Source organism: Brevibacillus agri (genome assembly GCF_004117055.1).
In the GTDB taxonomy this organism is placed as follows: Bacteria; Bacillota; Bacilli; order Brevibacillales; family Brevibacillaceae; genus Brevibacillus; species Brevibacillus agri.
The window spans coordinates 2496694-2519146 of record NZ_CP026363.1 but is presented as its reverse complement, the minus strand read 5'-3'; the positions used below and the strand labels follow the sequence as shown (position 1 = coordinate 2519146).

General features: G+C 56.9%; 28 protein-coding genes. 4 read left to right on the top strand and 24 right to left on the bottom strand.

Annotated features, from left to right (window positions below):
• Nucleotides 1-28: 28 nt before the first annotated feature.
• The 12 genes from BA6348_RS12635 to BA6348_RS12585 all read right to left on the bottom strand — a co-directional run bounded on the left by BA6348_RS12635 (nucleotide 29) and on the right by BA6348_RS12585 (nucleotide 9561).
• The gene (locus BA6348_RS12635; RefSeq protein ID WP_122952779.1) at nucleotides 29-1765 is read right to left on the bottom strand and encodes an ABC transporter ATP-binding protein; all 1737 of its coding nucleotides are present in this window, start codon (nucleotides 1763-1765) and stop codon (nucleotides 29-31) included.
• A complete protein-coding gene (locus BA6348_RS12630; RefSeq protein ID WP_005835938.1) occupies nucleotides 1734-3572 on the bottom strand; it encodes an ABC transporter ATP-binding protein in 1839 nt (612 codons plus the stop codon). Before BA6348_RS12630 ends, BA6348_RS12635 begins: the two co-directional genes overlap by 32 nt.
• A 59-nt stretch (nucleotides 3573-3631) precedes the next feature.
• Nucleotides 3632-3784: a hypothetical protein gene (locus BA6348_RS26700; RefSeq protein ID WP_155808594.1), complete on the bottom strand. Its 153-nt coding sequence runs from the start codon at nucleotides 3782-3784 to the stop codon at nucleotides 3632-3634.
• Nucleotides 3753-4187, bottom strand: a complete 435-nt coding sequence (locus tag BA6348_RS12625) for an energy-coupling factor ABC transporter ATP-binding protein (protein ID WP_122952780.1) — start codon at nucleotides 4185-4187, stop codon at nucleotides 3753-3755. Before BA6348_RS12625 ends, BA6348_RS26700 begins: the two co-directional genes overlap by 32 nt.
• Nucleotides 4188-4190: 3 nt before the next feature.
• Complete coding sequence (locus tag BA6348_RS12620) at nucleotides 4191-4415, bottom strand: hypothetical protein (protein ID WP_122952781.1); 225 nt, start codon at nucleotides 4413-4415, stop codon at nucleotides 4191-4193.
• 206 nt (nucleotides 4416-4621) lie between these two features.
• The gene (locus tag BA6348_RS28005) at nucleotides 4622-5068 is read right to left on the bottom strand and encodes a helix-turn-helix domain-containing protein (protein ID WP_005835933.1); all 447 of its coding nucleotides are present in this window, start codon (nucleotides 5066-5068) and stop codon (nucleotides 4622-4624) included.
• Nucleotides 5069-5193: 125 nt separating this feature from the next.
• Entirely contained in the window at nucleotides 5194-5475 is a 282-nt protein-coding gene (locus BA6348_RS12610) for a hypothetical protein (RefSeq protein WP_005835932.1), read from the bottom strand.
• Between the two features lie 246 nt (nucleotides 5476-5721).
• On the bottom strand, nucleotides 5722-6477 hold the full coding sequence (locus BA6348_RS12605) for a C39 family peptidase (RefSeq protein WP_007779137.1): 756 nt from the start codon (nucleotides 6475-6477) through the stop codon (nucleotides 5722-5724).
• A 71-nt stretch (nucleotides 6478-6548) separates the two neighbouring features.
• On the bottom strand, nucleotides 6549-6899 hold the full coding sequence (locus tag BA6348_RS12600; protein WP_005835928.1) for a YolD-like family protein: 351 nt from the start codon (nucleotides 6897-6899) through the stop codon (nucleotides 6549-6551).
• On the bottom strand, nucleotides 6896-7276 hold the full coding sequence (locus tag BA6348_RS12595; RefSeq protein ID WP_005835926.1) for a YhjD family protein: 381 nt from the start codon (nucleotides 7274-7276) through the stop codon (nucleotides 6896-6898). Before BA6348_RS12595 ends, BA6348_RS12600 begins: the two co-directional genes overlap by 4 nt.
• Nucleotides 7273-8514 carry a DNA polymerase IV gene (locus tag BA6348_RS12590; RefSeq protein ID WP_005835925.1) on the bottom strand — a complete coding sequence of 414 codons (1242 nt, stop codon included), beginning with the start codon at nucleotides 8512-8514 and terminating at the stop codon, nucleotides 7273-7275. Before BA6348_RS12590 ends, BA6348_RS12595 begins: the two co-directional genes overlap by 4 nt.
• A 177-nt stretch (nucleotides 8515-8691) precedes the next feature.
• On the bottom strand, nucleotides 8692-9561 hold the full coding sequence (locus tag BA6348_RS12585) for an AraC family transcriptional regulator (protein WP_025846253.1): 870 nt from the start codon (nucleotides 9559-9561) through the stop codon (nucleotides 8692-8694).
• Nucleotides 9562-9699: 138 nt separating this feature from the next.
• Here BA6348_RS12585 and BA6348_RS12580 point away from each other — a divergent pair, with 138 nt between their 5' ends.
• Together BA6348_RS12580 and BA6348_RS12575 are read left to right on the top strand one after the other, a co-directional pair.
• Nucleotides 9700-9879, top strand: coding sequence for a VOC family protein (locus BA6348_RS12580; protein ID WP_005835920.1), 180 nt, complete (start codon nucleotides 9700-9702; stop codon nucleotides 9877-9879).
• A 22-nt stretch (nucleotides 9880-9901) separates the two neighbouring features.
• Nucleotides 9902-10387, top strand: a complete 486-nt coding sequence (locus BA6348_RS12575) for a GNAT family N-acetyltransferase (RefSeq protein ID WP_007779148.1) — start codon at nucleotides 9902-9904, stop codon at nucleotides 10385-10387.
• Between the two features lie 26 nt (nucleotides 10388-10413).
• Here BA6348_RS12575 and BA6348_RS12570 read toward each other — a convergent pair whose 3' ends face one another.
• The 4 genes from BA6348_RS12570 to sdaAB form a co-directional block, all read right to left on the bottom strand.
• Nucleotides 10414-11949 (bottom strand): hypothetical protein, encoded by a 1536-nt coding sequence (locus BA6348_RS12570; RefSeq protein ID WP_122952800.1) that lies wholly within the window; start codon nucleotides 11947-11949, stop codon nucleotides 10414-10416.
• 185 nt (nucleotides 11950-12134) lie between these two features.
• On the bottom strand, nucleotides 12135-14189 hold the full coding sequence (recG, locus tag BA6348_RS12565) for an ATP-dependent DNA helicase RecG (RefSeq protein ID WP_005835914.1): 2055 nt from the start codon (nucleotides 14187-14189) through the stop codon (nucleotides 12135-12137).
• Nucleotides 14190-15074 (bottom strand): L-serine ammonia-lyase, iron-sulfur-dependent, subunit alpha, encoded by an 885-nt coding sequence (gene sdaAA / locus BA6348_RS12560; protein WP_122952782.1) that lies wholly within the window; start codon nucleotides 15072-15074, stop codon nucleotides 14190-14192. It lies immediately after the preceding gene.
• 56 nt (nucleotides 15075-15130) lie between these two features.
• On the bottom strand, nucleotides 15131-15793 hold the full coding sequence (gene sdaAB, locus BA6348_RS12555) for an L-serine ammonia-lyase, iron-sulfur-dependent subunit beta (RefSeq protein WP_122952783.1): 663 nt from the start codon (nucleotides 15791-15793) through the stop codon (nucleotides 15131-15133).
• Between the two features lie 220 nt (nucleotides 15794-16013).
• Here sdaAB and BA6348_RS26695 point away from each other — a divergent pair, with 220 nt between their 5' ends.
• Nucleotides 16014-16181, top strand: coding sequence for a DUF6199 family natural product biosynthesis protein (locus BA6348_RS26695; protein ID WP_157797557.1), 168 nt, complete (start codon nucleotides 16014-16016; stop codon nucleotides 16179-16181).
• Between the two features lie 161 nt (nucleotides 16182-16342).
• Here the strand turns inward: BA6348_RS26695 and BA6348_RS12550 are convergent, their stop codons facing one another.
• From BA6348_RS12550 to BA6348_RS12540, 3 genes are read right to left on the bottom strand one after another with little or no spacing between them, the layout of a single operon-like run.
• Nucleotides 16343-17197 (bottom strand): DegV family protein, encoded by an 855-nt coding sequence (locus BA6348_RS12550; protein WP_005831016.1) that lies wholly within the window; start codon nucleotides 17195-17197, stop codon nucleotides 16343-16345.
• Nucleotides 17198-17218: 21 nt separating this feature from the next.
• Nucleotides 17219-18925 (bottom strand): DAK2 domain-containing protein, encoded by a 1707-nt coding sequence (locus BA6348_RS12545; protein WP_005831017.1) that lies wholly within the window; start codon nucleotides 18923-18925, stop codon nucleotides 17219-17221.
• Between the two features lie 13 nt (nucleotides 18926-18938).
• Entirely contained in the window at nucleotides 18939-19304 is a 366-nt protein-coding gene (locus BA6348_RS12540; protein ID WP_005831018.1) for an Asp23/Gls24 family envelope stress response protein, read from the bottom strand.
• 247 nt (nucleotides 19305-19551) lie between these two features.
• On the opposite strand from BA6348_RS12540, the gene rpmB reads away from it, so the two are divergent.
• The gene (gene rpmB, locus BA6348_RS12535; RefSeq protein WP_005831020.1) at nucleotides 19552-19740 is read left to right on the top strand and encodes a 50S ribosomal protein L28; all 189 of its coding nucleotides are present in this window, start codon (nucleotides 19552-19554) and stop codon (nucleotides 19738-19740) included.
• Between the two features lie 95 nt (nucleotides 19741-19835).
• On the opposite strand, the gene spoVM is transcribed toward rpmB, so the two are convergent.
• The 5 genes from spoVM to BA6348_RS12515 all read right to left on the bottom strand — a co-directional run bounded on the left by spoVM (nucleotide 19836) and on the right by BA6348_RS12515 (nucleotide 22400).
• On the bottom strand, nucleotides 19836-19919 hold the full coding sequence (gene spoVM / locus BA6348_RS12530; protein WP_005831022.1) for a stage V sporulation protein SpoVM: 84 nt from the start codon (nucleotides 19917-19919) through the stop codon (nucleotides 19836-19838).
• A gap of 20 nt (nucleotides 19920-19939) precedes the next feature.
• Entirely contained in the window at nucleotides 19940-20077 is a 138-nt protein-coding gene (locus BA6348_RS26690) for a hypothetical protein (RefSeq protein ID WP_162129876.1), read from the bottom strand.
• Between the two features lie 246 nt (nucleotides 20078-20323).
• Nucleotides 20324-20884: an energy-coupled thiamine transporter ThiT gene (gene thiT / locus BA6348_RS12525; protein WP_007779172.1), complete on the bottom strand. Its 561-nt coding sequence runs from the start codon at nucleotides 20882-20884 to the stop codon at nucleotides 20324-20326.
• Nucleotides 20885-21025: 141 nt separating this feature from the next.
• The gene (locus BA6348_RS12520) at nucleotides 21026-21748 is read right to left on the bottom strand and encodes an amino acid ABC transporter ATP-binding protein (RefSeq protein WP_005831025.1); all 723 of its coding nucleotides are present in this window, start codon (nucleotides 21746-21748) and stop codon (nucleotides 21026-21028) included.
• Nucleotides 21741-22400: an amino acid ABC transporter permease gene (locus BA6348_RS12515; RefSeq protein WP_122952784.1), complete on the bottom strand. Its 660-nt coding sequence runs from the start codon at nucleotides 22398-22400 to the stop codon at nucleotides 21741-21743. Before BA6348_RS12515 ends, BA6348_RS12520 begins: the two co-directional genes overlap by 8 nt.
• Nucleotides 22401-22453 lie beyond the last annotated feature (53 nt).

The following is a 22453-nucleotide window of genomic DNA, read 5'->3' as shown; positions in this document are numbered from 1 at the left end:
GTGCCAGGCGGGTTTTGTCTTTTCCCGTTCAGGAAGAAATGCGCCAGCCGCTCGACTCCTGCTGCAGCCGCCACAACCTGGCATACAGACCTTGCCGCTCAACCAGCTCGTCGTGCGTCCCTGCTTCGACGACGCGGCCTTTGTCCAGCACGTAGATGTTGTCGGCGTGACGAATCGTTTTCAGCCGATGCGCAATCGCAATCACGGTTCGGCCCTCAATCAGCGTATCAATCGCTTTTTGAATCTGCGCTTCGTTTTCCGGATCGAGCGAGGCAGTCGCCTCATCCAGCAGGACGATTGGCGCATTTTTCAGAATCGCCCGCGCGATGGAAATTCGTTGCTTTTCCCCGCCGGACAGCGTGCTGCCGCCCTCGCCTACCATCGTCTCGTAGCCGTTCGGAAGCTGCACGATGAAGTCGTGGCAGCACGCTTGCCTGGCCGCCGCTTCGATCTCCTCCTGCGTCGCGTCCCTTTTTCCGAAGCGAATGTTGTTGGCAATCGTGTCCTGGAACAAATAGACGTCCTGAAACACCATGGATATGCGGGACAGGAGCGCCTCCGGGTCCATGCTCGCCAGCGGCTTTTGCCCCAGCAGCACCTGGCCCTCAGTCGGGTCGTAAAAGCGGGCGATCAGGCGCAGCACCGTGCTTTTTCCGCTGCCGGACGGCCCGACCAAAGCTGTAAACGAGCCGGTTGGCATGCGCATGCTGACGTTGTTCAGCGCCATGTTTTCGTTGTACCCGAACGAGACACGTTCGAGCGTCACGTCGTTTTCCTCCGGCGGCTGCAGCTCGCCTGGCATGATCGGCTCCGCCAGCAGTTGCACAATCCGCTCCCCGGCCTGCTCGTGGTAACGAAATTCGGCATAGTTGACAAGCGCGGTAGTCAACGGGTCGAAAATGCGCGTGCCGACCAGAAGGAATAGGACGAATGTAATCAGGTCGAGGCTGCCTCCCACCAGCAAGTACACTCCTGTCATGACCATGAGCGTGAGTCCGGCCCGGATGAAGGCGATAGCACAGAGCACAATCGGGCCGAGCAAGCCTTCGATGCGAATGCTTTGCCGCATGAACTCGCGAAACGACCGCTCCAGCCGCACGAAGCGCTCACCCGTCAAGTTGTACGCCTTGATGACGCGGATGCCGTTCAAATATTCCTGCAAGCGGTTGGCTGCGTCGATTTTGGCCCGCATATGCTGGGCGCCCAGCTTTCGCTGCAGCCCGGACGTCGCGAGCACGAGCAGGATCGCGACTGGAAAGGCAGCAAACAAGGCCAGCGCCATGCGCCAGTCGATAAAGGACAGCCCGGTAATGGCGATGACAGGCATGAGCAGCGCCCCGATCATTTGCGGCACGAGGTGGGAAATCCCGTGCTCGACCATCGTGAAATCGCCCATCATCATGTTCGCCAAATCGCCCGGGTCGCGTTTGTTCAAATAGCCGAGCGACAGCTTGCGCAAATGCTCGGCGAGCCTGGCCCGCCCTTCTGCCGCCACGCTGTAGGCACCGCGAAACTGCGTGCGGTAAGCGGGCATCTCCGCCGCAAACAAAAGCAATAGCGAGACGACGAGCCAAACGCATACCCACCATTGCCTCGTCGTGTCAAGCGGCGCGTCCGGATGGACAAACGGCTCGAAAACCAGGCGCGTCGCCTCGACCAGCAAGGCAAACGGCACAATGCTTGCGAGGTTGGCCAGCGTCGTATAGATAACCGGCTTTAGCAGCGCCCGCGGTTTACCGGCTGTAATATTGCTGAGCATGCTCATCGGTATCCACCCTCCCTCTCTGTTTCCCGATCTGCCAGTTCTGGGCATCTGTGTACGCCGCCCACATCCGCGCGTACAAGCCGTTTGCCTGAAGCAGCGCTTCGTGCCGTCCTTGCTCGACGACCTTGCCTTTTTGCATGACCAAAATCTGGTCGGCCTCGCGGATCGTCGACAGACGGTGCGCAATGACGATGACGGTTTTGCCTTTTACCAGCTCGGCCAGCGCCAACTGCATTTCGTACTCGTTTTCCGGGTCGGCAAAAGCGGTCGCTTCATCGAGCACGAGAATCGGAGCGTTTTTCAAAATCGCCCGGGCTACCGCCACGCGCTGCTCCTCTCCTCCCGACAAATAGACGCCGTCTTCCCCGATCAGCGTGTCGTAGCCTTGCGGGAGCTTTTGAATAAACGCGTGGCACTGCGCGGCCTTGGCTGCGGCATAGACCGCCTCGGGCGCCGCGTCCGGCATCCCGACCGCGATGTTGTTGTACACCGTGTCGTAAAACAAAAACGTCTCCTGGAACACAAACGCGACGGTATTCATCAAATCAGAGCTGGACATTTCCCGAATGTCTACGCCGCCGATGCGGATTGCCCCTTCCTGCACATCCCAAAAGCGCGGGATGAGGTTCGCCACCGTAGACTTGCCTGCCCCGGACGGACCGACGAGCGCCGTCACCTGCCCGTGGCGAGCGAGAAAGGACACGCGGGAAAGAGCTTCTTTGCCTGCCTCGCCCTCCGTGGAGTAAGCAAACGAGACGTCGTCAAACTGCACATCAAAATGCTCGGGCTGCCTGGAAGCAAGCGGCTCGGCGACAGGCGGCTCGGCGAAAATCCGATCCATCCGCTCCACCCCTTCGCCAATGTCGCGCAAAGTCGAGGTCAAAAACATGATCTTGAACATCGGCGCGGAAATGCCGGGCGCCATGACGAGGAAAAAGAGCAGGACAGACGCAAAAGCGACGTTTTGCGGGTCGCGGCTCAACAAAAACACGCCCACAGGCAAAATGAAGGCGGCGAACGAGCCCAAAATCACCTTGAACGTCAAATAGCCGTTTTGAAAATCGTTCGTATGCTTGACACAGTAGTCTCGATACGCAATCATGTCCGCGTAAAAACGCCGAAAAGAGTGAACGGTTTGCCCGAACACTTTAATCGCCGGCATGCCACGCACGTACTGGACGGCCGATCCGTTCATCCGCTCCAGCGAGTCGTAGTACTTCCTGACATTTTCTTTTGTTCTCGTACTGGCAAACGACAGGACCTGCACCAGCAGCGCGAGGACGATTGGCACTACGCAGGCGAGCGCCAGCCACACATTCAGGTAAAACATGACGCCGATCATCACAACCGTCGTCACGATCACCTGCACCAGATCGGGCAATTGGTGCGCGACAAACGTCTCTACTTTTTCCACGTTTTGCTCCAGCGTCTTTTTCACGGCCCCCGTCGACGTTCCGTTCAGCCAGCCGAGCGGCAGTCGGCCAATATGCGAAGCCAGCTTGACGCGCAAGCCGTACAAAATGCGAAAAGCAGCGATATGCGAAACCATCCCGCCTGCGTACATCAGAATGAGACTGCCGACCAGTCCGGCCAGCGCGATCACTCCCCAGCGGACCATGTACGCCCCGTCGGCATTCGCCGGAGCCGAGGCATGGAGCAATAGCTCCTGCAAAATAAAATAGACGGATGCGTAAGGAATCAGCATGCAGATCGCGCTCAAGGACGACAAAATCCCCGAGACAACCAGCAGGCTGCGTTTTTCGTCTGCGATTTCCAGCAGACGAAGCACTCCTTTTTTCTCGCTCATCCTACTCCACTCCTTTCCAGCGAAGTTATGCGGCCTGCTTTTTTGGCAAGCAAGCAGGCCTATGCAAACATTTTGAGAAACGAGATGTCCCCGAGCAAACCGGATGCGGCAAGCCCGACAACCAGCAGCCCGGACAACAGCCAGTGCAGCAGGATAAACTGCCAGTCTGCCCGGTGAAATTCACTTTTCTGCTTTTTGCCGCTGGTCGGCAAGCCCGACTTCGCGCAAGGCCCGCGTGATGCGCTGCTCCATCTCTGCCCGCTCCAGGCACAGGTTTTCCAGACCGAACGCCACCTCGTCCTCCACCGTAAACGCAACCAGTCGGGCTTCCGGGTCCTGAAACACCATCCCGACGTGCATCGCCAGCTCGCCTACTGTCGCCTCCCGCGTGTTTCGCCCGGCGACCCGGACCTCGCCGTCATAGCTGCCTTGGAGCGCGTGGGGAATCAAGCCGTTCAGCGCGAGAACCAGCGTGCTTTTGCCCGCGCCCGATGCTCCTATGACGAGCAGCAGCTCGCCTGTTTGCACGCGAAAAGTCACGTTGCGGATGACAAGCTGCTCCGCGTCGTCGTAGCCAAAGCAGACATTCCGCGCTTCCAGTACGCCGCTTACCATCGGCTACCGTCCTGTCCGGTTCGCCAGGTTCACGCGATAGTCCGCGAGCAAGCCTGCCTGCAAAAGCGCGTGGCACAACGCCCGGGAGAGCCATGCCGCCAGCATGTAAACGTAATTCACGCCAATGATGACGATGGCAAAGACGACACCGAGCAGTCCTGCCATCAGCAGGTCCTTTGTCCTCCAATATCGCTGGACGCGTCCCGCCTTCTCCAAGCCTGTTTTCATTGGGTTCCCCTCTCTAGCGCTTGCTGCTTTCTGTTTTCCCTCTTCATCATAAGGGGAAGGCCCTGGCCTTTACCGCCATTTCACGGAGAGACGCTGCCCCTGGACGGAGAAATTGCCCATTTCTCACGGTCATGCGCTGACGGTGAGTTGCGCGCAACGCAAGCAGTCGGCCCTGTTTTTCGGGGCAAAACGCCGCGCCCCATTCACTAGAACACTGGGCTGCGAGCTTTTCGTCCCCAAATGGCAAAGGACACAAGTCTCGCTTTCTCCCTTTGTTCGCAGCCTCGCGATGTCGCCCTTATACTGCTCAGAATCTTCTCCCTTCTTGTCTGTACAAAAAAGACGCCCTGCAACATGCAACAGAGCGCCTTTCTCGCTGGTTTATCGTTTCTCGACCCGTTTGCCGTACAGCTCGGGTTGATGCCGTACGTTTTGCGAAAAATCGAGGCAAAATGGCTGAAATTGCTGTAGCCCACGAGCAACGCCGCCTCGCTGACGCTGATCCGCTCTCTTTCCAGGAGCAGCTTGGCCTTTTCCAGCCGACTCCGTAAACTGTGAAAATTCGGCTTGAATACGCATCTGTCCCATCCTCTTTTTAGTCCGGCATGTATGGTAAGCGAACAACCGTCGCTGGCTTGCACATTTTCTTCCATTATATTGATTTTGATTCTCATTATCAATGAAATTCGCTTCTTTGCCACTAATCGGCATGCACAAAAAAACCTTTGCCGCCCAGAAATTCACCGGGCAGAAAAGGTTTCGTCCGTTCGCTTTACAATTACGCAGTCGTTGTTTTTTCTTTTGGCTTGGTCACGATGTGGTGACCGAGCGGCAAACCGCGCTGTTCCAGCTCATCCGCTGTCACAATGTGGAGCGTTTCGCTCTTACAGGGCATGGGCATCAATCCGCCCAAAGGGCTCATTACCCGTCCGATCGTGTCCGTCTCGATAAGCACGTACAAGCCTTTTTCCTCCAACTGCTGAATAAAATCCCCCCAACGTTTGGAAGTAATTTGATCGGCATGCTTGGTGAACATGACACCCATTTCTTGTGCTAGCATGTAAAATCTCCTTTGTCCTATCCATCAGATATCTGCTTCAAAAAAGATATCCTAACAATACAGGGAAACAGTCCGTTCTGGCAAAAAGCGTTTCGGCCAAAAAAAGACGAAAAACGGTTGTTTTTGACCGCTTTTCGTTTCAGGAATCCCGCATCTTCTTCACACACACCGTTTCAGCGCGGCACGCTGTTTTTTGCGGCTTGCCTTTTTGCCAAGAGCCCTTTTTGCCAAGAGCCCTTTTTTGCTTCATTGATAGCTGATCGCCTGTTTGCCCAGCGCTGTCCAGCTCGATTCCAAAGCCTTGTGCGCGACCTTCTGCTGCTTTGCTCCCGTAAGCGGATCGTTGACGTACGCGTAAGTCTCGTCATAGCCCACCAGCAAGACAGCGTGCTCGTCAAAAGGAGCTACCACTTTTTTCCCGTCCTTGTACCAGCTCTCCCACTCGGTAGGCAGTTGAAAATCTCCGGTCGCCCAGATCACGACCGGACGCCCCGCTGCCACCTGGTCCAAAAGCGCCTGGTAGGATGCCCCGGTCAAATTGACCGTCCGCTCGCCCATGTAGCGGCGCAGCAGCTTTTCCAGCGGCTTGTTGTAAACGGCGAAGCCTTTGCGCACCCCTGTCATGTCGCCGACAAACCCGATGTTCGGATCTCCCCATTCCTTGATGTCCCCTTGTTCCTTCACCAACGGCTCAGGATCTTTGGGCACTTGCTCGGCCAGCACCCGTTTGTCGACGTTTTGTCCGGCATGCCTCAGCAGCATCGCCAGGCTCGTTACTTCACAGCCGTTGTGCAGCTCCGGCTTCTGGCTAATAATCGGGACATCCAGCATCATTTTGGCTGGTCGCGGTGCTTGCTGCGGCGACAGGTCGAACAGCTTCTCCTGCTGCACACGCGCGGGCGCGACAGGGTCACGTGCCGGGTCCGCCTGTTCCTGCGGAAGTGTGCAGCCCGCCAGCATGGCAAACGCGGCTGCCCATGTAATGTTCCTTGCCCAACTCAACGTTCACGCCACTCCTTTGTCTTTTACCCACAGGGTGGCCCGGCCAGACAGTCGCGCATGAATGGTTAGTTTTAGAAAGGCGCTGCCAGCTCCGCATGCAGCAAGCGGGCAAACGAAAGCCAGTGCATCTCGGAGCCGGCCCGCAGCTTCAATCGCCGCGCTGCCTGATCTATGTGCACGACCTGTGCCGACAAGCGGCGCGGCGCCTGCCCGTCATAGTACGTCAACGTCAAAACGCTCTTTGTCTGGAACGCCTGCCACACCAGCTCGCTTAGCGCTCCCAGTTGCTCCTGGTCCAGCTCGGGCGGCACGTAGCGGCGCTCCTCTTCCTTCATGCGCACGTACATTTCCCGATGCTCCGGCAACACAAACCGGCTCGAGACGAACAAATTTTCCTTTTTGGATACGCGTGTCTCTCTCATGCTCGCTTCTCTCCTTGGTGATGATCTCGTACCCATGCGCCGACAAGCTCCTGGCACTCGGCGCGCAACACCTCAATGATATAGCTCGCTTCCCGCAAGTACCCGCGCTGCCGGTAATGAACCACGTACGCATAATCCTCGCGGCGAGCGCTGACAATCGTGCATCCGAGTTGCCGCAAATGACGGCGCAATTGCTGATGCTTACGCTCTGCCCAGCGGGAGAGCTCCTGGAACACGTCCTGATAAGACAGCTTCAGCGGTACAACTCCCATCTGCCCCGCATCCGCCATCACCGCGTGAAACAGGATGCCAAACAAAATATATTGACGCACCAGCTCTTGCTCCCTCGCTTCTCCTGACGGCATCGGCTCTGTCACTTGTAATGCCCTCCGATCTTGCGGGCACGCTCCTTGGCCTGCCCCGCCTCCAAGGCTGAGGCCGCTCGCAAAATCGCATCCTGGCCAAAGCGCGCCCGAATGTCGTCCATCGCCTGGGCAAGCGAGCGGCGCTTGTGCGTGTCTGTAAACAAATTCAGTTGCACGATATTATCAGGCACGAGCTGCCCTAGCGTGACGCCAATGCTGCGCACAGGCCCCCCTGTCCAGTGCCGCTCAAACAGGCGACAAGCCGCTTCGTACAGCGCCATGGCGTCATTCGTCGCTTCCGCAAGCTTCATCTGGCGGCCAAAACCTTCGCCAGCCGCCAGATTCGCGCCGCGACAGCCGATGGAGAGCACCGAGCCCATCCGTTCTTTTTGCCGCGCCCGTCGGCACACTTCCTCGCACAATTCCAACAGCACGACCTTGATTTCTTTTGCCGTATGGTAATCGCGCGGCAACGTCATATGGTGGCCGATCCCTTTTTGTGTCCCGTATTCGTTCAACGAAACCGGCGAGTCGTCCAGGCCGTGCGCTGTGCGCCACAGCACCTCGCCATTCACGCCCCAGTGGCGGATGAGCACGGCGGGGCTGAGCGCAGCGAGCTGGCCGATCTGATAGACGCCCATCCGGTGAAAATGGCGCTTCATGCGCGAGCCTACCCCGAACAGTTTTTCGATGGGCAGCCGCCACAGCGTGTCGGCCAGCTCTGCCCGCTTGAGCCAAAATATCCCGCTTTCCTGCTTTTTGGCGAAGTTGTCACAGGCCATTTTCGCGAGGACCTTGTTCTCTCCAATTCCGACCCGGCAGTTGACTCCCGTCTCCAGCCAGACGCGCTGCCGAATCTGGGCAGCCAGCTCCAGCGGATCGCCAAACAAGTGGACGCTGCCTGTCACATCGAGAAACTGCTCGTCGACCGAGTACGGCTCCACCTGATCGGTAAACGACTGGAAGATGCGCGTGATCTGCATCGACACCTGAAGGTAGTGCTCCATGCGCGGGCGCACTACCACGAGCTGTCGACATTTTTGTTGCGCTTGCCACAGCGCTTCTGCCGTTATCACTCCGTATGATTTCGCAATCGGACACGCGGCCAGCACCACTCCACTGCGCCGCTGCGGATCGCCGGCGACCACGATCGGCTGATTGCGCAGCGCCGGATTCGCCGCTTTTTCAATGCTGGCATAAAAGCTTTGCATATCGATCAAAAAAACAATCCGTTTGCCCGCATTAGGCATCACCATCATCCCCTGAACAAGAACTTGTGTTCCTATATGAACTTTGTTCTTATTATAGCAAACGTATGTTCGTTTTTATACCTGTCCCTCCGAAAAAAAACATGGTAATTATTTCTGCAAAGACAAGCACACGCTGGCAGGTGTTTGGCCGAGCGTGTGCGAATCCCATACGATATGTTATTTTTTGACAACCGGAATCCAGATTTCACTGCGAAACGTCGGCGATGTCGTGTCTTTGTCAGCATTCCACAGCATCTCCGGACCTTCGGCCAGCTCGTAGCCGGAAGACAAAAACCATTCGGAGTAGATGCGCCCCCAGACGTCCTGCAGCGTATCCGGAAAAGGCCCTACGGCTTCGAAGACGGCCCACGTAGAGGCCGGGACTTCCAGCTTCGCCAGGCTCTCCGGGCAGTCCAGCGTAGTCGCCACTCCGATGTAATGGTCCAGCTCGCCGTTGTCCAGGCGGCCGTCGGAAAAGTTCGTGGATGCGCTCAACATCCCGAGCGGCTCTACATTGGAAAGCGACTTGAGCAGGCGGATCTTCTCGGCGTCGAGTGACGCCCACATGGCGGCAATCTCGGGATTCACCCCGTTGTAGATCAGCGGAACCCTTTTCTTCAAGCCGACGATGCGAAATGCCTCTTTTTCTTCCATGCGGTAATTCATGGCACTGCCTCCTTTGATGGATAGATGAAAGGTCATTCGCGGATAGGCTTTCAAGGACTGCCCGCTGGCTCTCGCTTCGCTGGGCGTCACCCCGTGCATCTGGGCAAAGGCGCGAGCGAACGAGTCAGGCGAGTTGTACCCGTACTTGACGGCGATGTCGATCACCTTCAGCTTGCTGTCTTTCAGGTCGAAAGCCGCGAGTGTAATGCGCCTGCGCCGGATGTACTCCGAGAGCGGAATGCCCGCCAAGGACGAGAACATTCTTTTGAAGTGGTATTCCGAGCAGCACGCCACCCGGGCGACTTCCTTGAAGTCGATCTCGCCAGCGAGATGTTCCTCGATGTAGTCCAAAGCTTCATTCAGCTTTTGCAGCAAATCCATGAAAACGACCTCCCTCACCACCACAGAATAGCAGACGCCAAACGAAGCCATCCGACATTTCGTGCCCGATTATGCAGGCTCGCTTCGGCTGGCATTCCTAACAAGCATACCATACCGCACCGAAAGGGATTGTTGCCCATGACCGCTTCTCCCTTGCACGCCGAAATCGGAGGCATTTTCGTCGCTGTCCGCGACATCGACGCCGCTTATCGCTTCCTGGAGGAGCTTGGCGTGGAGCTGACCAGCCCCATCCAGCACGGGCACTGGTTCACCTTCAAAGATCCCGACGGAAATGCGTTGATGGCAGCCAAATGTTAGCAAAAAAGAAGAGGTGACCCGCATGACCGTCCGCCTGCGACTGACTGTACCGACAGACCTCCCGTTCGTCTGCGACGTGGAGCAAGCGCCAGAAAATGCCCCGTTCATCCTTCCGTGGCCGGAAGAGCGCCACCGCGAGGCTTTGGATGATCCCGACATCTTGCACATGATCGCCGAGAAAACAGAAACAGGCCACCCCGTCGGCTACGTCATCATCGCCGGGCTGGCCAGTCCGCACCATTCGATTGAGCTCTTGCGCATTACGATGGCAGTAAAAAGGCACGGCTACGGCCGTCGTGTCCTGCGCCAGATTAAAGAGTGGGCTTTTCGCGAACAAAAAGCCCATCGGCTGTGGCTGGACGTCAAGGAAACAAACGGCGTAGCCCGCGCGCTCTACCTGTCCGAAGGCTTCCGCGAAGAAGGAATCTTGCGCGACTGCCTGAAAACAGGGGACACTTACGAATCGCTGGTTGTTTTATCCATGCTGGCCGACGAGTACGAAGCCTAGCGTCAGGTCTGGCCAGCCGTCACAAGCTAGAAAGCCAGCGTCCGATCCGTCATCACGTACAGCCATTTGCCGTCCGCGCTCGCTCCCAGGAGGGAAAGCCCCGCAGGAAGGCCCGACACGAGCACAGACTGCTGCTTCGTATCGGCGTCAAACAAGTACAGCGACTGCTTCAAGTCGGTTTCCTGCGCGGCTTTTTCCCATTCGGTAAACAAATAGCGGTGCGTGCCAGGCAGCCACAGGCCCTGGCCGCGCATGTCCATCAACTGCACGTTGCCCTTGAACAGCCCTGCATTCCAGTACATTTGGTACTCCCCGTCTGTCGACTGGACATACCCGGACCAGAAATCAGCCGGAACCGGGGGATGCCAGTCGATGACCTTGCCGCTCTTCCAGTCGTAGCGCTGGCGAATCTCCACAAAGCCCGCTTCCTCGCTTCTCATGGCAAACGTGGCGTAGCGGCCGTCGTCATGGAAGGAGACAGGCAGCACTTCCCCGTTGAACTCGCTCGTCGGAATCCAGCCTTTGATCGCCCCGGCAATCCGCTTCTCTGTTCCTTTTCCCAAGTCGTACACGACCAGATCCAGGTCTTTTTTCTGGTCCGCTCGCCCCACCGCCATCAGCAACTGCTTCTGATCGTGGCTAAAGCTGGCTCCGTGCACATACCCTTGTACCTGGACACGGGTGACGCTGTCGCTGTTCGGAACGGTTGTTCCTTGCTCCGGCTGGGCGTAAAAGAACCCGCGCCGATCGGCAAAAAATACGCCCTCTCCGCGGTAGTTGTCTGTCAACTCGACCGGATACGGAGTCCGCTGCTTTGTTTTCGTATCGTAAATCGAGTAGAGCATCGGATAGCGGGCGTCGCACTCGCAATACTTCGTAAAGCGGCTCTGCAGCACGTACCGTTGCTCGCGGTCGAGCAGCTCCATACTGGTCATAACGGAAAAGTCAGTCAGCTTTTCGCGCACTTTGCCGTCTACGGAAACGCGCCAAATTTGCGCAGGCGGCAGCACGACGGCGTGAAAGGCGTTGGAATCGCCGACGACCGCGCCTTTTGCCGACTTGGCTCCGGCCGCGCTAAGCACGTATTCCGTCCAGTCCCGCTCCTTTGTCTCCTGTTCCGGAAGCGTCACCAGAACTTGCAGTTGGCGGTTGCTCGCCCAATGAAAAGCGAACGCTGGCTCGATGAAGCCGAGGCCCTCTCTCGCCGCTTCTTCCTTCGCATGCTTGCGAATCGCCGCCTCTACGCTTCCCCGGTCCATCTCCTCGCGGAAAAACAGCGTGTACGCTTGCGGAGCAGCGCCGACGACTGTACGCAGTGGCGACTGCAGGCGCGGCTCCTCGTTCAGTTGAATGACCACGTCTTCTTTCATGGCCGCATAGTCAAAAGGCCGCTCCGGCTGCTTCCAGTCACTCGCTGCCTTCGTCGACGCGCTCGCTGGTGCAATCTGACCGGACGCAGCGCGCACGGCCTGCCCTGCGCCTGTTTGTTTTTCTCCCGAAGCGGCTGCGGCGGTGCTGCAGCCTGACATGACAAGCAAAGAGAAGCCCAACGCGATGCTCATTCCTCGAAGATTTCGCAAAAACACAAAACTCGCCTCTCTCCCCAGTAATTTTTTCCATCCTCATAGAAGAAAGACGTTTTTCGCTGTCGTTTCGTCACGTTTTTTCGAGGGCCGTTTTGCACAAAAAAGCGAAAAGACCTCCTTCGCACACACAGGTGCGGCAAGAGGTCCCTCTCGATGCTGCCTTAATCGAACACGATGCCATCGAGTACGCCTTCGCGCTGCAAATAGTCGCGCAACCACTGGTACGCCGGGTCTCGCCAAAACGAGTCGTCGGCCACCAGCCGCGCCGTCTCCTGTCTGGCAACCTCCAGCGCCTTGTAGTCGGACAACAGGTCAGCGACTTTGAACTCGGGCAAGCCACTCTGCTTCGTGCCGAAAAAGTCACCCGGTCCGCGCAATTCCAAATCGCGCTGCGACAGCTCGAAGCCGTCCGTCGTCTCGCACATGACGCGCATCCGCTCTTTGCCGATCTCGGACTTCGGATCGGCAATCAGGACGCAGTACGACTGCTCCGAGCCGCGCCCGACCCGCCCGCGCAACTGGTGCAACTGGGCAAGCCCGAACCGCTCCGCGTCGTAAATGACCATGTAGGTAGCGTTCGGCACGTTGACGCCGACCTCGACCACCGTCGTCGAGACGAGAACGGCGTGCTCCCCGGCGAGAAAAGCTTGCATCACCGCATCTTTTTCCTTCGCAGGCAGGCGGCCGTGCATGAGCCCGACGCCGAACTCCGGGAAGACGTGGGAAAGCTGCGCGTGAACATCAATCGCGTTTTGCACGTCGAGCTTTTCCGATTCTTCGATGAGCGGGCAAATGACGTACGCCTGCCGCCCTTTGCGCAGCTCGTTGCGCATTTGCTCGAGGACAGCCGGGAACTGGTCGTGCTTTTTCCACGTCGTCTCAATCGGCTTGCGGCCTGCCGGCATCTGGTCGATCGTCGAGACGTCCATATCGCCAAACGCCGTAATCGCCAACGTGCGGGGAATCGGCGTGGCGGTCATGAACAGGACGTCGGGAGTGAGTCCCTTGTTGCGCAAAATGCGCCGCTGCTCGACGCCGAAGCGGTGCTGCTCGTCTGTAATCACCAGTCCCAGCCGCGAAAAGAACACGTCCTCCTGAATGAGCGCGTGCGTCCCCACGACGACGTCGATCAGCCCCATTTGCAGCGAGCCGATGACCTCCCGTCTGCGCTTGGCCGTCAAGGAACCGGACAGCAAGGCGACCTCGATGCCGTAGTCCGCCAACAGCTTCGTCAGCGACTGCACATGCTGCTCGGCGAGAATCTCGGTCGGCACCATCAATGCTCCCTGATAGCCAGCCTTCACGGCAGCCAAAAGCGCAATCGCAGCCACCACGGTTTTCCCTGAGCCGACGTCTCCCTGCAACAGCCGATTCATCGCATGCGGGGCGCGCATGTCGTCCAGTATTTCCTTGACGACCCGCTTTTGCGCATCGGTCAGCGGAAACGGCAGCCCTTTGACAAACTGCCGCACCTCGTCCATCGGAATGGCGAGGGCCACGCCTTCCGACTGCTGCCGATTGATGCGGCGCAGCGTCTGGATTTTCAACTGAAATAAAAACAGTTCCTCGAACATGATCCGGCGCCGCGCCTGCCGCCCGTCCTCGGCGTTTTCCGGAAAGTGAATCGAATGAAACGCCGCCACGCGCGGCATCAGCCGGTAGCGTTCCACGATATCCGGCGGCAAAATTTCCGGAATGTCCTTGCCGTATTGCCGCAGCGCCTGCTGGATCGACTTGCGCAGCAGCGTGTGCGTCATATCGCCGCCAAGCGGATAGACCGGAGCCAGCTCGCCGCGTTTGGTCGCCCGCTCCGAATCGACCTCGGTCATCTCGCTGACCGTAATCTGGAGCTTGTGCTTGTCCCATTTTCCGGTCACGAGAATTTCCTTGCCGGGCGATAGCCTGCTTTTCACAAACGTCTGGTTGAACCAGACCGCCGTCACCACTACGCGATCCATGACCATTTTGACGGAGAGGCGCGATTTTCGTTTTCCATAAAAACGAACAGAGGGTTCGCCGTACACCGTGCCCGCCAGCGTGACCCTCTCTCCGTCTTTTACTTCTGTCAAATCGCGCACGCGGTAGTCTTCATAGCGGGAAGGAAAGTACTCCAGCAAGTCGCCGATGCTGTGAATTCCGAGTCCCGCAAATGCCTTCGCCCGTTCCTCCCCTACCCCGTGCAAAAGGGAGACAGGCGACTGATACACCCCGGCCATTTACTTCTCCAGCCGTACGCCGAATACTTTCGCTTCGATCATACGGCCCGTCTGGGTAGCCGCCAGTCCGCCCTGCGCCGTTTCCTTGAGCGCAGTCGGCATGGAGCAGCCAATCCGATACATCGCGTCAATCACTTCGTCTGTCGGGATCACGCTCTTGATGCCCGCCAGCGCCATGTCGGCTGCGACTGTCGCAATCGCGGCTCCCATCGCATTTCGTTTGACACACGGCACTTCCACCAGTCCGGCTACGGGGTCACAGACCAGACCGAGCATATTTTTCAGCGCAATCGCGACTGCCTGCGCCGATTCCTCCGGGGTACCCCCCGCCATCTCGACAATCGCGGCCGCCGCCATCGCTGTCGCCGAGCCGACCTCTGCCTGGCAGCCGCCCGCAGCGCCGGAGATGAACGCGTTATTGGCGATGCAATAGCCAATCGCGCCTGCGGTGAACAAGTAGTTGACCATCTGCTCGCGCGTCGGCTTCAGCTTGTCCGAGACAGCAAACAGCGTTCCCGGCACAATCCCACAGGCACCTGCTGTCGGCGTCGCCACGATCGTTCCCATCGCCGCGTTTACTTCGTTGACCGCAACCGACATCGAAACGGCGTTGAGCAGCGTCGGGCCGGACAGGAAAGGCTTGTTCTTCATATAGTCTTGCAGCTTTTTCGCATCGCCGCCCGTCAGTCCGCTATGGGAGCGAATGTCTTCGGTAAGCCCGCGATGCACGGCTTTTTCCATCACGTCAAGATTGGCGTACATGTCTTGCATAATCGCGTCTTTCGTCCGCTGGGACACTTCCATTTCCGCTTCAATCATCACCTGGGAGATTTTTTTGCCCTGGGATTCGGCCAATTCTACCAGTTCAGCTACGTTACAAAACATCTGGTTGATTCACTCCTCTGCTCCTGCTTTTTTCGCGCATCTGGCTGAAAGACAAGCTAGAACGAAAGCAGGGAAACATCAAAAATATGGGGGATCTGACGAATTTTCTCCAGCACTTCCGGGGATACCGTCGAGTCCGTCTCAATCGCCATCAAGGCCCGCGAGCCGCGCTCGTGCCTGGACACTTCCATGAACCCGACATTGATCCGATGCTCCGTCAGCACTTTGGCCACGGCAGCAATCATCCCGAAACGGTCTTCATGCAAAACGAGGAGCGTCGGCGTATCGAAGCCGAGCTGGAACGAAAATCCGTTTAACTCCAGCACCTCGATCTTGCCGCCGCCGATCGACACGCCGACCAGTTCAATCTGGTGCTGATCGTCGGACAGCTTGATCCGCGCGGTGTTCGGATGCTCTGTCAAAACGTCCGAAGTGGTCAAGACCACTTCCATTCCTGCTTTTTCTGCAATCAAGAGCGAATTTTTCAGGCGCAAATCAGACGTATCGAAGTCGAGAATCCCTGCAACCGTCGCCACGTCTGAGCCATGCCCCTGATACGTTTTCGCGAATGAGCCGTAAAAAGTAATGTCTGCCCGCTTTGGCTGCCGCCCGAACAGCTTGCGAGCCACCCGGCCAATCCGGGCAGCGCCAGCCGTATGGGAGCTGGATGGTCCAACCATGATCGGGCCGATGATATCAAATACGCTTTTGTACTTCAACCGGTTCTCCTCCTGAATGACAAAGGGGTTCAACAAGATTCACTCTCATTGTATCCTACAGGCTGTCAAAGCGCCACATGGGAAAGTGTAGCGTATGTTTGGCCGCCTCTGTTGCGGTCGTCCCTCTTTTTGAAACCATTTCCTCCCCATACCATACCTATTCCTATAGGGGGAATTGGTGTGGCTGTGATCGAAATTCTTTTTTTATGTCCTGTTTCTATTGTTTGTCGGCTTTCTGGCCCTCTATCCGCGCGCGATCTGGGAGTATGTGAGCAAGCACGGCACCAGTCAGGACGAGCCGTCCGAATTTTACTTCGACATGCTGCGCATAGTGGCCGGGGCGCTTTTCGCCGTGCTGATTCTCGTCGGGTTTGTTTATTATGAATAAACAAGGCGCGGGCGCTTGCTCGTTTTGCATCACGGCGTGTAGCCAGGCGGCGAATCCCGCTCTCCGCTGTTTCGTCCGGACGCGTTGCTGCTTTTGTCGCGCAAAAAGCCTCCCGTCGTTCGGGAGGCTTTCTCGCATATGATTCGCATGGACTTTCGTGCCTACTGCTTGACCATCACGACACCCAACAGCCCTGGCCCTGTATGCGTGCCGATCACCGGACCGATCTGCTCCAGGTGCGATTCGGTCACTTGAAACTCGTTTTTCACCCGCTCCAACAGCTCAGCCGCCTGCTCGTGGGCGCTGCTGTGGAGGATGGCGACTTTTACAGGCTGGCCCTGCGCGTACTCCTGCAACGCTTCCAGGACGCGGTTGAGCGCTTTTTTCGTGCCTCTGACTTTGTCAAAAGCCGCGACGTATCCCGCCGGGTCCAGCGTCAGGATCGGCTTGATGTTGAGCAGCGAGCCGATGACAGCCGAGGCGCGGCCAATCCGCCCGCCTTTTTGCAAAAATTCCAGCGTGTCGACGATGAAGTAAACCTGCACCTCGTCCAGATAGCGGTCGATCGCATCGAGAATCTGCTCTTTGCCCTTCCCGGCCTTCGCGTCCTTCGCCGCTTCCACGCAAATCATTCCGTGGACAAAAGAAGCTTTGCGCGAGTCGATCACGGTAATGTCCATGTTCTCATCGAGCATGGATTTGGCGATCATCGCCGACTGATACGTGCCGGACAGAGAACCGGACAACAGGATGGCGATGATTTGCACGTCGCTTCCGTACTGCTCGTAGATCGCCTTGTACGCTTCGGCAAACTCCAGCGGAGACGGCTGGGAAGTCGTCGGCAAGGCATGCGACTGCTTCAGCTTGTCAAAAAACGCGGAGGAAGAGATCGTCACTCCGTCCAGATACGTCTCCGCCCCAAACATGACCTTCAGCGGAACAGCCACAATCCCGAGCGACTGCCTGACAGACGCATCAATATCGGACGCGCTGTCGGTAAGAATCACAACTGGCATTCTTGCGTGCTCCTCTCCTCATTACTCCACGGAAAAAATAAACGGATACAGCGGCTGTCCGCCGAACTGAATCTCCACTTCCGCATCCGGGTATGCGTCCGCTACAGCTTCCTGCAACGCGTCCGCCTGCTCCTCTGTCGCACCTTCGCCGAGGAACATCGTGATGATCTCGGTGTCCTCGTCCGCCATGCCGAGCAGCAGCGTCTTCGCGCACTCCAGCAATTCCGGTCCAGCCGTGACGATTTCTTTTTCGGCCATGCCGATGAAATCGCCTTCCTTGATCGCGACGTCGCCCATCTGCGTATCGCGAACGGCATGCGTCACCATTCCCGTCTTCACCTGGGTGATCGCTTTTGCCATCGCCGAAGCGTTCACGGCAGGCTCGGCATCCGCATGGAATGCGAGCAAAGCGGCCAGCCCCTGCGGGATGCTTTTCGTCGGCACGACCGAGACGGGAACTTCCGCCAGCTCGGCTGCCTGCTGCGCCGCCATGATAATATTGCTGTTGTTTGGCAGGATGATGATATGTTGCGCATGCAGCCCGGCGATGGCCTTCATGAAATCTTCCGTGCTCGGGTTCATCGTCTGGCCGCCCTCGATCACGACGTGCACGCCCATGCTGCGCAAAATTTTCGCGATGCCTTCGCCAGCGGCAACTGCGATCAGTCCGTACGGAAGCTGCTCGTCCGCCGGCAGGGCCACTGCCGCTGCCTGCGCTTCCCTTTTGCCCTCTTCCGCTTTGAGAATGTTCGCATGCTGCTCGCGCATGTTTTCGATTTTGATCCGGTGCAGGCTGCCGAACTGCTGGGCGTATTGCAAGACGCTGCCCGGATGCTCTGCATGTATATGTACTTTGACGACCTCATCGTCAGAAACGACCAAAAGCGAGTCGCCCATCGTATCGAGATGGCCGCGGAACAGCACCTCGGAAAACGGCTTTTTGTGCGGCTCCGTGCTGTGCGCCACATGAACCATAAATTCCGTACAGTAGCCGTGCTTGATGTCCTCGGTCTTCATGTGGACTTGCGCATTGTGCTGCTCGGAAATCAGCTTGTCCAGCTCTTCCGGGCTCACGGACGGCTTGGCGTGTTCTTCGCTTTCGATCTGTTCCTCGCCGCGCAAGGCGCGCAGGAAGCCTTCGTAAATAAACAGAAGCCCCTGTCCGCCTGAATCGACGACGCCTACTTCTTTCAGTACAGGCAGCATTTCTGGCGTGCGCAAGAGTGTAGCTTGCGCCTGCTCGTACGTTTTTTCCATTACAGAGACAATGTCATCCGACGTGCGCGCTGCACGCACAGCCATCTCCGCCGCTTCGCGGGCTACAGTCAAAATCGTGCCTTCCACCGGCTTCATCACTGCCTGATAGGCAGCGTCCACACCGGACTTCAAGGCGTCGGCGAACTGACGGGCATTCACCTCGTCTTTTCCATTGACTGCTTTGCTAAAGCCGCGGAACAACTGGGATAAAATCACACCGGAGTTTCCCCGCGCTCCCATCAAAAGCCCTTTGGCCAGAGCAGCAGCACTGTCCGCGACTCGGGGAGATTCCTTGCGCCTTAGCTCGTCCACACCGGAAGAGAAAGTCAAATTCATGTTTGTCCCCGTATCGCCATCCGGCACAGGAAAGACGTTCAAGCCATCTACTACTCTGACGTTGGCGGATAATAGGTTCGCCCCCAGGTAAACCATCCGGCTAAACAGCACGCCATCTAGATGCGTATGTACCAACTGTTGTTCCTCCTTACGAATCTCTGTCTGTACGAACTCCCTGTACGAAGATGTTGACGGCCGTGACATCAATACCTACCGTTTGTTCCAAGGTATATCTCACGCGGCGTTGCACGTTGCCGGCGACCTCGGAAATTTTCACGCCATAGCTGACGATAATATGCATGTCCAAAACCACTTCGCCGTTCGTATTGTGCACAACGACGCCTTTGCTCAGGTTGTCGCGGCCAAGAAGCTCAGCAATTCCATCCTTCAACGCCTTGCGGGAAGCCATACCCACCAGCCCGAATACTTCCATGGCTGCGCCTCCGGCAATTCGTGCGATCACGTCTTCTGTAACATCGATCTTTCCTAGCGATGTACTCATTTCCACTGTCATGCAAGGACTCCTCCTCTGTTAAACAGCTTGACCTCCATAGGTAAGCGTACCCATGCTTCCCTCAATTCTACACTAACATATGGGAGAAATGAAGCGTTTTGTCGAACCTACCAACCCTAGCAGAAAGACGGGGCAAATCATCATGTCAAGTATTGCAATTGACAGCAATGCTGTGCTAATATAGTCGAGTATTTGTATTTCCCATCAAGGAAATCCCGTTTAGATGCAACAAGGGAGGTGGATCGTAATGGCACGTCGCTGCTTTGTAACAGGTAAATCTGCAAAAGCTGGAAACGCTCGCTCCCACTCCATGCGCGCAACTCGCCGCACCTGGGGTGTCAACGTACAAAAAGTGCGCATTCTCGTTAACGGAAAACCGAAGCGCGTTTATGTAAGCACTCGAGCACTGAAATCCGGTCTCGTCACTCGCGTGTAGTTTTGACAAGCTACGCGAAAAAAAGCACCCTCGAGGTGCTTTTTTGCATTTCTCCGACGTTCCTTTTCCGTCTTTTCATGAAGGAGGCCGCGTCTTCATTTTTTCTTGTTGAATGCCTCGATGATGCCGCGAATCATGCCACCCAGGAACTTCGGCAACTTGATGGTGTAAAATCGCATGCTACCCCTCCTCACCGAAATTACTTCCCACGATACAAATACCAGCCCGCCCCCATGAGTGCCGCCGCCAACAGGCTATACCAAACCCACGGAGGTGCCATGTACAGGAAAATGGTGATTCCCCCGACAGCCAACGCAACCCCGAGAACACGTCGCAAGGCGCCCCCCTGTCGCAGGCGATAGGAGCGCAATCCCATTTCTTGCTGCACCTCCTTTAGGTGTTCTCCCAAACGTGCATATTACATCATATTCTGCTGTCGGATAAACATGTATCCTGCCACGCGAAAATGTCGATGTCCGCTGCAAACACAGGTAGAACAGATGACGGCGAAAAGAAAAATTCAGGCAACGCAATTGCTGCCTGAATACATTATGAAAACAATCTGTCTTTTATGCAGGTCCCACTACGCCAAACGGTCGCGCGCCGGAAACAAAAGCTGCGAGGCGCTGCCCAGCACCACCGACAGGACGACGCCCGCGATAATCATTTCGGGAAGCAGGTAGGTGATATTGTAGACAAAGGAATACAGCGCGACAGGCGTGCCTTCTGGCGCGTACTCGCCAAACCAGATGACCCCCGACGTAAAATGGCAAACCAAGCGACCCAGCCCCCCGATCAGCAAGCCGCTCCACAGCGCGAAGATCCGCTGCTTCTTTCCTTCCCGGCCGGACAGGCGGACAAGCCCGGTCAGTCCCAATGCGGCAAACGCCAGCGGATAATCGAGCAACACTTGTACCGGATTGACCAAGGTACTGCCGAACAAGAGCTGAAGCAGTCCTACTACCATCCCCGTAACGACGCCCGCCAGCAAGCCGCGGCGAACCGCGATCAAGGCAATCGGAACCATGACCAGCGAGACGGAGCCGCCCTGCGGCATTTCAAACACCTTGATCTGGCTGAACACAACCGCGAGCGCCGCCATCATCGCCATCTCCAGCAAGATGACCAATCGTTGACGATCCAATCTCCTTCACTCCTTGTCATTCCTCATGAATTTTCATAATAAAAGAGCAACAGCCACCGAAGCTGTCTCTGATTCTAGCCCAAGTCCCAACGCCTGTCAAAGAGAAAAGCCGCAGGCACAAGCTCCCGCGGCTTCCTTTGCTCAACGGACCTTTTCCAGAAACTGCTTGGCCCGTTCGCTTTTCGGATTTTGGAAAAACTCTTTTGGCGGCGCATCCTCCAACAGTCGGCCGTCGTCCAGAAACAGGATGCGGTCGGACACTTCTTCCGCAAAACGCATCTCATGCGTCACGATCGCCATGGTCATCCCGGTGTGGGCCAACCCTTTCATAACCTCCAGCACCTCTTTGACCATCTCCGGATCAAGCGCGGACGTCGGCTCGTCAAACAGCATGATTTGCGGCTCCATGACCAGCGAGCGGGCGATGGCGACGCGCTGCTTCTGCCCGCCGGACAATCGCGACGGGAAGACGTCGGCTTTGTCGGCCAAACCGACACGCGCAAGCAGCTCCCGCGCCTTTTTCTCCGCCTCGCTTTTCGCCATGCCTTTTACCTTGATTGGCGCGTAGGTCAGGTTGTTCAGCACGGTCATGTGCGGGAACAGGTGAAAATGCTGGAACACCATCCCGATCTGCTGGCGGATCGCCATGACGTTTGCCTTTGGGTCGGTAATTTCCTGACCGTTGATCGCGATTTTGCCGCTGGTAGGGACTTCCAGCAGGTTTATGCAGCGCAGCAGCGTCGATTTTCCCGATCCGGACGGCCCGATGATCGCCACGACCTCGCCTTTGCCGATTTCGGTGGAGATGCCTTTCAAGACGTTCAGTTGCCCGAACGACTTCGTAATGTTGTCGATTTTAATCACTGCGTCTCATCCTCCGTTCCACTACGCGCGCTACCCATGTCAGGATCATGACCATGACATAGTACAGGAAGCCGGCGATCAGGTATGGTTCAAAGTAGCGGAAGATGGCCCCTTTTACCACGTTCGCATTTTGCATGATGTCGGACAGACCGATCGTGGAAACGAGCGCCGACTCCTTCAGAAGCGCGATCGTCTCGTTCACGAGCGCAGGCAAAATGTTTTTCACGCCCTGCGGCAAAATGATGTCGAGCATCATGCGGCGATACGGGATGCCGAGCGCCTTGGCCGCTTCCCACTGTCCTTTGTCCACAGCCATAATTCCGCCGCGAATCGTCTCCGAAATGTACGCCCCCGAGTTCAGGGTAAACGTCAGGACGGCTGCTTCCAACTGCGAAATGTTGTAGCCGGTGAGCTGCGGAGTCGCGAAGTAGACGAACGTGAGCTGCAAAATCAGCGGCGTTCCGCGAAAGACGGACGTGTAGGCGACAGCGAGCCAATTCAGCGGCTCGAATTTAGAAATTTTGATGAGTGCGAGGATCGAGCCCCAGATGAAGCCTAAAACGACGGAAATCAATGTAACAAGCAGCGTGCCCTTTATCCCCTGCAAAATGAAAGGGATATAGGGCACGATTTGCGCAAAATCCAAATTCATGCCCTCTCTCACCTCTTGCTACGTTGCGTAGTTGTAAAAAGCTTTGCGTTCAG